This window comes from Vibrio makurazakiensis, assembly GCF_050337375.1.
In the GTDB taxonomy this organism is placed as follows: domain Bacteria; phylum Pseudomonadota; class Gammaproteobacteria; order Enterobacterales; family Vibrionaceae; genus Vibrio; species Vibrio makurazakiensis.
On sequence record NZ_JAKJSW010000174.1, the window covers coordinates 1 to 8,937 of the forward strand.

Here is an 8,937-nt window from a genome sequence, read left to right on the forward strand (position 1 = left end):
TAACCAATTAGACCAGAGAGACTGATATGTTTGGTAAAGGCGGTATGGGCAACATGATGAAGCAAGCCCAGCAAATGCAAGAGCGCATGCAAAAGCTTCAAGAAGAAATCGCGAATATGGAAATTACAGGTGAGTCAGGTGCTGGCCTTGTAAAAGTAACGATTACTGGTAGCCACAGTGTTCGTCGTGTTGATATTGATGAAAGCCTAATGGAAGACGATAAAGAGATGCTTGAAGATCTTATCGCTGCTGCTTTCAATGATGCTGCGCGTCGTGTAGAAGAGACTCAAAAAGAAAAAATGGCATCAGTAACTGGCGGTATGCAATTACCACCAGGTATGAAAATGCCATTCTAAATCGCAATAAATTTAACAATTAGAGCGATTTATTAATGCGTACCAGTCACATGCTGGAGCATATGATGGAGGCCTTACGTTGTCTACCTGGGGTTGGCCCCAAGTCGGCGCAGCGTATGGCCTTTCATTTGTTACAGCGCGATAGAAAAGGTGGTCTGCAATTAGCAGAAGCACTGAGTCAGGCCATGACTGAAATTGGCCACTGTAATGAGTGTCGTACTTTTACAGAAGAAGACACTTGTCATATTTGCACTAATCCAAAGCGTCAGGAAAACGGCCAAATTTGTGTAGTAGAAAGCCCAGCAGATATTGCCGCGGTAGAAGCTACTGGTCAGTATTCAGGTCGTTATTTTGTACTGATGGGGCATTTATCTCCATTAGATGGTATTGGACCAAGTGATATTGGTTTAGATACTTTGGACTACCGTTTGCGTAGAGGTGATATCACTGAGGTGATTCTGGCGACTAACCCAACTGTTGAAGGGGAAGCGACAGCACACTACATTGCCGAGTTGTGTCATGCTCATGAGGTTAATGCCAGTCGTATTGCCCATGGTGTGCCTGTTGGTGGAGAGTTGGAGTTAGTGGATGGAACAACCCTGTCCCATTCTTTGCTAGGCCGACAGAAGTTGTAGTCAGTTAGATGCAAAAAAGCCGCTCACTGAGCGGCTTTTTTGCATCTGACTTAAAGTATAACGATAAGTACTCTCCCTATACTTATCATTTTATCTATGCCTTCTTGCCGTTATTAGAAACGGTAATCGACAGAAATGGTTACTTCATTACTGTACGGGATAGATAGCTTGGTGGTGTAGTCACCCTCACTAAATGTTTCTGAATAAGACTCAAACATATGGCGATATTGAAGATCGACAGATACATTTTCAATGATTTTATATTGTGCGCCCACTTGTAATCCCATGGTGAAATCAGTTTCGCTGCCTTTATGAGATGCCGTGTATTCGTCGCTAGTATCACGATACGACGAATTAACTTTATTGTTAACTAAACCGGCAGTTGCACCACCAAACACAGAAACCTGTGAGTTGATTGGGTGAATATAGTCATAAGAAATAAGGTACTCCGTTTGTGCAAGGTCTATCTTTGCATCGACCCCTGGAGTTCCTTCATATAATCGATCTCTATAAAGGTGCGAGTCGCCCATGTGGTTTATCGTCGCTGTCACACGGTGATTTTCAGTAACGTATAAGCCCGCTCGGATGTGGAACGCGCCACCATTAGCGTTTTCAGTGTGTTTTCCTAGCTGACTATCGTCTAGCTCGCCTTTCATACCATGATAGCCAAGGCCACCACCAATAAAGAATTCTGGCGAAGAGGTTTCAGGTATTATTTCTGGAGAAGAAGTGGCTTCGTTAGCCATAACTGAAGGAATAGATAAGGCAGACACGGCTAGTGTCAGTAGAGTCTTTTTCATTGTTTAATTCACACAAGTTGGGAGAAGTGCGCGGATTATGGCGTTGTTCTTAATAAGACTCTAATTAACAGATTGAATAACAGTCATAACCAACAGTTATCGAAGTTTACTTATATGCGTCAATCTATTTGGGGGGGATGATTTTTATTTCTTAGTATTATTGGGTGCAAGTCTCTAAGTCTGTGAGGATGTTAATAGCCTGCGTTGATGTGGTGCCACATACCCAATCTGCTGCTTTAAAATTGTGACAAACATCAGGGCGCTCTGGTTTGCCAAATAACTTACAAAGATTGTCATTATTCAGTTGTTTACAGCGTTCGCCCGCTTTCTTCCCTTGCGGGTGTAAAGGGAAGCTACTACTAATACTTGGAGCAATACAGCAAGCTCCACAACCTAGACGACAATCCATCACATTGACTCATTTATTAACAAAGGGGCGCGATAGTAGCAAAAAATCACGAACCTAACAGTATCAATGAACAATTTTTATTCTTGAACTTTGTATGGGCTAACGGTATAACACGCACCCCAGTAAAAGACTAAGACGTAATCCTATGAGCAATCCATTTTGGCAAGAAAAAGCACTCGATCAAATGACGGAACAAGAGTGGGAATCACTTTGTGACGGATGTGGTAAGTGTTGTTTACATAAGCTTATGGATGAAGACAGTGATGAAGTGTATTACACCAATGTAGCTTGTAGTTGGTTAAATAATAAAACCTGTTCATGTAAGGATTACGCGAATCGTTTTACTTCAGGTGAAGAGTGCTTAAAGCTAACTCGTGACAAGATTGATGAATTCCATTGGCTGCCAGATACTTGCGCATATCGTTTATTATCAGAAAATCAGCCGATACCAGAATGGCACCCGTTGATCACGGGTTCTAAATCAGCCATGCATGCCGCTGGTGAAAGTGTACGTAATAAAGTGGTTTATGAAATCAACGTTGTAGACTGGGAAGACCACATCATCAACCATCCAAACCGTTCTTAATACTTATTTATTAGATAAAAAAAGGCTCACAGATGTGAGCCTTTTGCTTAGTAAGAGTGTATTTTTATTGCCTGTTATGGCTAAGGTTAAACCGAAGGCAGCACTGCTACCACTTGGTTGAACTCATTTCGAGCTTGCTGAGTTTGATCAGATAGCTCAAGCTTATTGTCTTGCGCAGAATTTAATGCATTCTGTGCCGCTTCCAATTCCTGTTTTAGATCATCCGGTAATTCATGGTCTTCGACCATTTCTTCTTGCTCCAAAGCATATGAACGAATTTTTTTCTTAACCGCCATGAGTTGCTGAAAAGCGTTACGTTCATTTTCTGCTGCTTCTTGAGCGAGGTCTCGTACTTTCTCAAATTTCGCTAAAGCCATCCCTTCGGAAGACCATGGATCCATATCTGGTAGTTCTTCGATGTTTATTGTTGGTTCGACATAATCTTCTTGGTGACGTAAATCTAGGCTTGTTGCACGTACGGCCGAAACCATCAACATTACAGAAATTGCGAGCAAAGGTAGACCCCCTACAATCGCGGCTGTTTGAAGTGTGCTTAACCCGCCGAGGAACATCAGTACCGTTGGTAGCAGTGATAAAGTAAATGCCCAGAACATACGGTTCCAACGCATAGGTTCTTCAGTTACATTATTTTGAACAACAGAAGCTAATATGTATGAAATCGAGTCAAATGTTGTCGCGGTAAATATAATGCACAGTAATGTAAATACAGCGATGACTAGCGTACTCATTGGCAGTTGAGCAAGCATAGAGAATATTGCTTTGGTAGCTCCTTCTTCATTCAGAATAGCCACCACGTCGAGCTCACCGGATAGCTGCAGCGAGAGGCCGTAGTTCCCTAAGATCATAAAAWATAAGAAACAGCCAAGAGAACCAAAAAATATGGATCCTGACACCATTTGTTTAATGGTTCTTCCGCGAGAAATACGAGCAACAAAGAGGCCCATACTTGGTGCGAATACTAACCACCAAGCCCAGTAGAAGATCGTCCAATCTTGAGGGAAGTGGGTATTTTCAAAGGTACCGTAACCGCCAAAAGGTTCTGCCCAGGTTGCCATAACAAAAAAGTTAGAGAGTAGGCGGCCGATAGAGTCGAGCCCGGTTTCTAACATGAAAATAGTTGGGCCAGCGATTAGAACGAAAGCCAATAACCCCATAGCCCCCCAGAAATTAATGTTGCTGAGTATCTTGATACCTTTTTCCATGCCTGCATAAGAAGAATAAGCAAAGATTGCGGTACAAACTAATAACACGGCAATTTGGCTAAGGGTGGTTTGAGGTATTCCGAATAAGAAATAAAGGCCTTCACCAATGAGCGGTGCTGCTAGGCCAAGAGTCGTAGCAGCTCCTCCAAGTAGACCGAAGATGAAAAGTACATCAACGACTTTACCGGCTGCACCTTTACTGCGAGCCTCGCCCAGAACAGGCATTAAAGCACTAGATACCTTCAATACAGGCTGTTTACGTACATAGAAAAAGTAGGCAATAGGTAGCGCGGGGATCAGGTAAATAGACCAGGCGATTGGTCCCCAGTGAAACAAACCGTATGTGGCGGCCCATCGAACAGCTTCTTCACTGCCTGGCTCTAGTTGAAAAGGAGGGGATTGGTAGTAATAAGCCCACTCAATACAGCCCCAGTACAATATGCTTGCACCGATACCGCCACAAAAAAGCATCGCAGCCCAGGACGCAGTTTTAAACTCCGGCTCTTCATCTGCTTCACCCAGTTTTATTTGCCCCATATCACTGAAAACGACGTAGATCATAAAAGCAAAGGCTGCGAGGCCAAGAGCTAAGTATAAAAATCCGAGTTGGTCAGTCATAAAAGATTTTGCGATTGCTATCCATTCAGCTCCTTGAACTGGGAACATAATTAGAGGAATAGTAATCGTGATGAGTAGTGCGATAGCACCGAAAAATGTGGGTTTATCAATAAGTGAGAATGATTTGTTCACGAACATGTTTCCATAATGAATTAAGCGCCATTATGGAATGTGGAAGGAATTGCAGACAAACCGAGTCTTTTGTCTTAACGACAAATATTTGTGAGGGGTTGATATGAAAACTGAGCAGCTATTCTAGATCAATGCGAGCAGTATACCGCCGACAGTTGCCGCAGCGGAAAGATATTGCCCCGCCGAGTATGAACCATCTTCTTCATCTTCAATTTTATCAGGGTGGTCGATACCCAAAGCACCATGTGCAAAAGATTCAACCTTATCACCAACCGTTTCCTTAGAACCTTCTGCTTTCTTTGTGTCCTTTTCTATTTCTTGAAGTGCAGCTAGAAGTGCTTTGCCTTCGTCAGAAAGAGTCACTTGATTCTGCTCCATTTTTAGAGGTGCAGCGTTGCTAGTATTCGGTGTAGTTTGCGCCTGAGGTTTGACCTGCTGTGCAGAATAGAGCTGTGTTCCGCTCGTTCCTACTGGTGTCATAATGCTCTCCTTAACATCCCTTCAACTAAAGGTATCGGCAGCCTTGTAAAAAACTTGTGTAAAATATCATCTTTTTGTCTGAGTTTTATACTTAGCAATTCTTGTGCCTATGTTTAGAGAGCGATTATGAATATAAATCGACCTATGCTTTTTTAGGCCCACATCAGGTTATCAGCCGTTACTTAATGCCATTTAGTATTGAGTAACTGGACATCTAAGGTCACTTCAAATCACTATTTGCATACTAAATCGTTATTTCTCTTACTGRGTGAGTGGTATGCCTGCATACGATTCTCTTGTTTAACGTAGCGAGCGGGTGGGGCTAGGACATTAAGTTGAAAGTCTGGGCTATCTTCAACAATATTTTCAGTAGGAGTGATCACAACAATTTTTAGTTCTGGTGAACGGTTTAAAATAGAGCTTGCAGTGCCTTTACTTTCCTCTGTGTGGAACTTCCCTGCAATGTGAAGGACCTGAGTATCTGGATGTTGTTCTTTATAGCGAGTAATAGACTCTGCCATCGTTTCGTCCCAAGTTACTTGAGCTGAATACTGTTTTATTGTTTGGTCTGGCGAACCGTGGTGCATCGAAGCCATAAACTTTTCTTTATACGGGCTATTACCAGTGTTTATTTCAGATGCAAGCCATTGACGTTCTTCAGAATCGAGCTTATCTAAGTAGCTCAATCCTTGCCTGCCAATACATCGAACAATAGGTTTAGGTGCATTGGCGGCAATCACATCAATTTTACTGGCTTTTGCGAGTTCGATTAAAGGGCGGTAATCGCTTTCATAATTTGGCCATGCAGCAGCTTCTTTCATCAAAAATTGCTCGCCAATAGCATCTTGTAGGTACTCATTAAGCGTGTGCTGGTTATCACGGGTAAATTGTTCCATGGATAACGCTACAGGCTTGTCGTTTGAAATTAATGAGCTTAAAAGGTCGGTTTGAAAGCGATGAATACCTGAGTGTGTATGCCACTCGCCAATAAGGATCACATCTGCGTCGAGAATAGATTGAGGTAAATTTTGCAGAGACAGAGGCTGACCTAGCGGTGAATAAAGCTGATAGTCATAAAATGTGGATATGGGTACAGCAACTGCGTTGGTACTTGTATGGTTTGAACAGGCACTAAGTAAGGAAATAAGACCAAGAAAGAATAGCTTTTGCATGAATATGCCTCCAATAATGAACACGAATAGTATAGGAGGCATTTAGGACTTTCAATGCAAATGAGAATTAATAACAATCGATATTTGATATGTTTATGAACGATTGTTGTGTTTAGGCCTTTCTGTACACTCGTAGCATAAAGTCAGCTTCACAGTTGAACAGCTTAGTTTGCGTGAGTTGTTGTTTAAACTCTTCAGTCGCTTTCCAAGCAAACGGCGTCATCTGAAGCAGGTCAAATGCATCTGAGCCAGACAGTTCCATGATGTAGTTCAGTTGCTCTTGATGCTCTAGCGTAAAACCTTCGATTGCTTCTGGTGCTTCGTCGTGCAAGCGAACCCCATCATAAATAGCATCACGCAGTTGGTACAGGTGTCGACTGGCAGGTGTTATAACTACGCCATTGTCTTTGATGGTGCGTTGTAATTCTTCAGCCTTACATGGTGCATAAATACGTAGAACGCCGTCTAAGCTGTTTTCAGCAAAGGGTAGGCGATGGCTCGATGCAACAGAGAAGTTGACCGCAGGGTAGCGCTTAGCTGCGTATTTGATAGCAATTTTAGAAATGTCTAGGCCAAAAATAGCGCAATTGTTTTCTTGAAGGTTCAACGCGATTTCGTTGGTGTAATAGCCTTCACCACAGCCAATATCCAACAGGCTAGGATCAGTGTCTGGCAGGTAGCTTGAGCATAAACTGACGACCGCTTGGCGCATTGGATCATAATGGTTGCCTTCAAGGAAGCGGCGACGTGCCTGCATCATTTCTTTGTTGTCACCAGGATCTTTTGAACGTTTGTGGTGCGCAGGCATCAAATTGACATAGCCTTCTTTAGCTAGGTCGAACTGATGGTTCTTCCCACACTTAAACGTACGATCGTTTTGAGATAAAGGTTGGTGACATAAAGGGCATTGGTAAGTCATGACGATCTCAGAGGCATATAGTTGGGCGCAGATTCTACCAAAAAGGTCTGCGTCAGGCTAAATAAAAAGACCGGAATATCCGCTCTTAGCGTAGCGTGATTATGGCTTATTACAATAAAAATCATAGCTTAGGTTCAGCTCACGTTTATCTGCGTTTTTTCTAGGTATCGTCTACTCATTCTTCCCGTTTAATTAGAAGCTGATATGACAAAGAAAATCATCTTAGACACAGATCCGGGCATCGATGATGCGATGGCCATCCTATTTGCAGAAGCGCATCCGGATATTGAGCTGATGGGCATCACCACAGTTTATGGTAATGCGACGATAGACAATGGTACTCAAAATGCTCTTTATCTGAAACAGAAGTTTAGAATGAAGGCGCTTGTGGCTAAGGGAACGGATAAGCCGTTAATAAGAGATCCCGTTGGAGCCACGGTTGTGGTGCATGGCGAGGCTGGTTTTGGTGATGTGAAAGCACCAAGCTCACTCGATGTTACAGCGATTGAAAAGCCAGCTTATCAATTCATTATCGACAGCGTTCGAGCAGAGCCGGGGGAGATCACTCTTGTGGCGGTTGGCCCTCTGACTAACTTTGCGCTCGCTCTGGAAGCGGCTCCTGACATCGTGAACTTAGTAAAAGAAGTCGTCATTATGGGGGGGGCTTTCGGTGAAAATGACCACAGAGGTAATGTAACGCCATTTGCTGAAGCGAATATTCATGATGACCCTCATGCTGCGGATAAAGTCTTTACTGCCTCATGGCCTGTGGTGATTATCGGTTTAGATGTTACGGAGGAGAGCTTCTTTACCCGTGAATACCTTGATGACTTGCGAGATCAGGCAGGAGAGGTTGGGCAGTTCATATGGGATGTAAGCCGTTATTACTTAAAGTTCTATTCTGAAAAGGTTGGAATGGAGGGGTGTCACGTTCATGACCCTTCAGCTATTGCTTATGTCATCCAGCCATCCCTGTTTGAATGTCGTAGTGGTGCGGTTAGGGTCGTCACAGATGGTCCAGCTGAAGGGATGACTATTCAGAAAAGCGATAAGCGTAAATATATGCATGACGAGTGGAGTCCGTTTTCTGCACAGAAAGTCGGGGTTAAAGTGAACGATAGTGCGTTACTGTCACTCTATAGAGATACGTTAGTTCGTTATTCACAGCAGTAAATGTAATTGATAGCGATGTGAGTGTTGTAAAAGGCAGGTATAAAAAAGGCCGGATGAACCGGCCTTTAAGGTGCCTTACTGTAGCGAACTGATTACTGAGCAGAAATAACGGTAATCAGCTGGTGGCTCTCGCCTGGCTGTAACGTCTTGCCTGCTTCTAGACTTGGTGCGTGGAGTGTAGATTCAACACACAGCATGGTTAGGTAACCGTCGTCTTGCATGTCGCCCATTCCAGCAGCGCCTTCAGCCCACGGGTTCCACAATACTGCAGAGTTATGGCCGTGGTTTTCAATCGTTAGAGTGCGTTCAAGTTTTTTGTCCGCAACCAAGATTTGAACTTCTGGTTGAGTGTAAACACGGTCAATGGTGTCGGTTAGCACAAGCTCAGAACCGCCTTGGCAGATCTTGCCACCTTGTAGGCTATCGATGTACTC

At 43.4% G+C, this 8,937-nt stretch carries 11 protein-coding genes; 4 read left to right on the forward strand and 7 right to left on the reverse strand.

The genetic code is table 11. From position 1 onward, the window contains the following. Positions 1–26: 26 nt before the first annotated feature. Together L4C33_RS16585 and recR are read left to right on the forward strand one after the other, a co-directional pair. A complete protein-coding gene (locus L4C33_RS16585) occupies positions 27–356 on the forward strand; it encodes a YbaB/EbfC family nucleoid-associated protein (protein WP_050647394.1) in 330 nt (109 codons plus the stop codon). Between the two features lie 35 nt (positions 357–391). Continuing rightward, entirely contained in the window at positions 392–991 is a 600-nt protein-coding gene (gene recR, locus L4C33_RS16590; RefSeq protein WP_428813524.1) for a recombination mediator RecR, read from the forward strand. Positions 992–1,104: 113 nt separating this feature from the next. On the opposite strand, the gene L4C33_RS16595 is transcribed toward recR, so the two are convergent. Both L4C33_RS16595 and L4C33_RS16600 read right to left on the reverse strand, forming a co-directional pair. Continuing rightward, positions 1,105–1,791 (reverse strand): porin family protein, encoded by a 687-nt coding sequence (locus L4C33_RS16595; protein WP_428813525.1) that lies wholly within the window; start codon positions 1,789–1,791, stop codon positions 1,105–1,107. Between the two features lie 157 nt (positions 1,792–1,948). Further along, on the reverse strand, positions 1,949–2,200 hold the full coding sequence (locus L4C33_RS16600; protein WP_428813526.1) for a YkgJ family cysteine cluster protein: 252 nt from the start codon (positions 2,198–2,200) through the stop codon (positions 1,949–1,951). 145 nt (positions 2,201–2,345) lie between these two features. On the opposite strand from L4C33_RS16600, the gene L4C33_RS16605 reads away from it, so the two are divergent. After that, positions 2,346–2,786, forward strand: a complete 441-nt coding sequence (locus L4C33_RS16605) for a YcgN family cysteine cluster protein (RefSeq protein ID WP_428813527.1) — start codon at positions 2,346–2,348, stop codon at positions 2,784–2,786. An 86-nt stretch (positions 2,787–2,872) separates the two neighbouring features. On the opposite strand, the gene L4C33_RS16610 is transcribed toward L4C33_RS16605, so the two are convergent. The 4 genes from L4C33_RS16610 to rlmA all read right to left on the reverse strand — a co-directional run bounded on the left by L4C33_RS16610 (position 2,873) and on the right by rlmA (position 7,330). Continuing rightward, complete coding sequence (locus tag L4C33_RS16610) at positions 2,873–4,759, reverse strand: BCCT family transporter (protein ID WP_428813528.1); 1,887 nt, start codon at positions 4,757–4,759, stop codon at positions 2,873–2,875. 123 nt (positions 4,760–4,882) lie between these two features. Beyond that, positions 4,883–5,239 carry a hypothetical protein gene (locus L4C33_RS16615; protein WP_428813529.1) on the reverse strand — a complete coding sequence of 119 codons (357 nt, stop codon included), beginning with the start codon at positions 5,237–5,239 and terminating at the stop codon, positions 4,883–4,885. Between the two features lie 233 nt (positions 5,240–5,472). Continuing rightward, positions 5,473–6,411 (reverse strand): ChaN family lipoprotein, encoded by a 939-nt coding sequence (locus tag L4C33_RS16620; protein WP_428813530.1) that lies wholly within the window; start codon positions 6,409–6,411, stop codon positions 5,473–5,475. A 112-nt stretch (positions 6,412–6,523) separates the two neighbouring features. Then, positions 6,524–7,330, reverse strand: coding sequence for a 23S rRNA (guanine(745)-N(1))-methyltransferase (gene rlmA / locus L4C33_RS16625; RefSeq protein ID WP_428813531.1), 807 nt, complete (start codon positions 7,328–7,330; stop codon positions 6,524–6,526). Between the two features lie 204 nt (positions 7,331–7,534). Here rlmA and L4C33_RS16630 point away from each other — a divergent pair, with 204 nt between their 5' ends. After that, positions 7,535–8,503 carry a nucleoside hydrolase gene (locus L4C33_RS16630; RefSeq protein WP_428813532.1) on the forward strand — a complete coding sequence of 323 codons (969 nt, stop codon included), beginning with the start codon at positions 7,535–7,537 and terminating at the stop codon, positions 8,501–8,503. A gap of 92 nt (positions 8,504–8,595) precedes the next feature. Here L4C33_RS16630 and L4C33_RS16635 read toward each other — a convergent pair. Beyond that, a partial coding sequence (locus L4C33_RS16635; RefSeq protein ID WP_489686444.1) for an aldose epimerase family protein occupies positions 8,596–8,937 on the reverse strand: 342 nt, incomplete at its 5' end.

Excerpts from the sequence above, each read along its gene's own strand:
- L4C33_RS16585 (WP_050647394.1), top strand. The coding sequence starts at position 27 with ATGTTTGGTAAAGGCGGTATGGGCAACATGATGAAGCAAGCCCAGCAA.
- recR (WP_428813524.1), top strand. The coding sequence starts at position 392 with ATGCGTACCAGTCACATGCTGGAGCATATGATGGAGGCCTTACGTTGT.
- L4C33_RS16595 (WP_428813525.1), bottom strand. The coding sequence starts at position 1,791 with ATGAAAAAGACTCTACTGACACTAGCCGTGTCTGCCTTATCTATTCCT.
- L4C33_RS16600 (WP_428813526.1), bottom strand. The coding sequence starts at position 2,200 with ATGGATTGTCGTCTAGGTTGTGGAGCTTGCTGTATTGCTCCAAGTATT.
- L4C33_RS16605 (WP_428813527.1), top strand. The coding sequence starts at position 2,346 with ATGAGCAATCCATTTTGGCAAGAAAAAGCACTCGATCAAATGACGGAA.
- L4C33_RS16615 (WP_428813529.1), bottom strand. The coding sequence starts at position 5,239 with ATGACACCAGTAGGAACGAGCGGAACACAGCTCTATTCTGCACAGCAG.
- rlmA (WP_428813531.1), bottom strand. The coding sequence starts at position 7,330 with ATGACTTACCAATGCCCTTTATGTCACCAACCTTTATCTCAAAACGAT.
- L4C33_RS16630 (WP_428813532.1), top strand. The coding sequence starts at position 7,535 with ATGACAAAGAAAATCATCTTAGACACAGATCCGGGCATCGATGATGCG.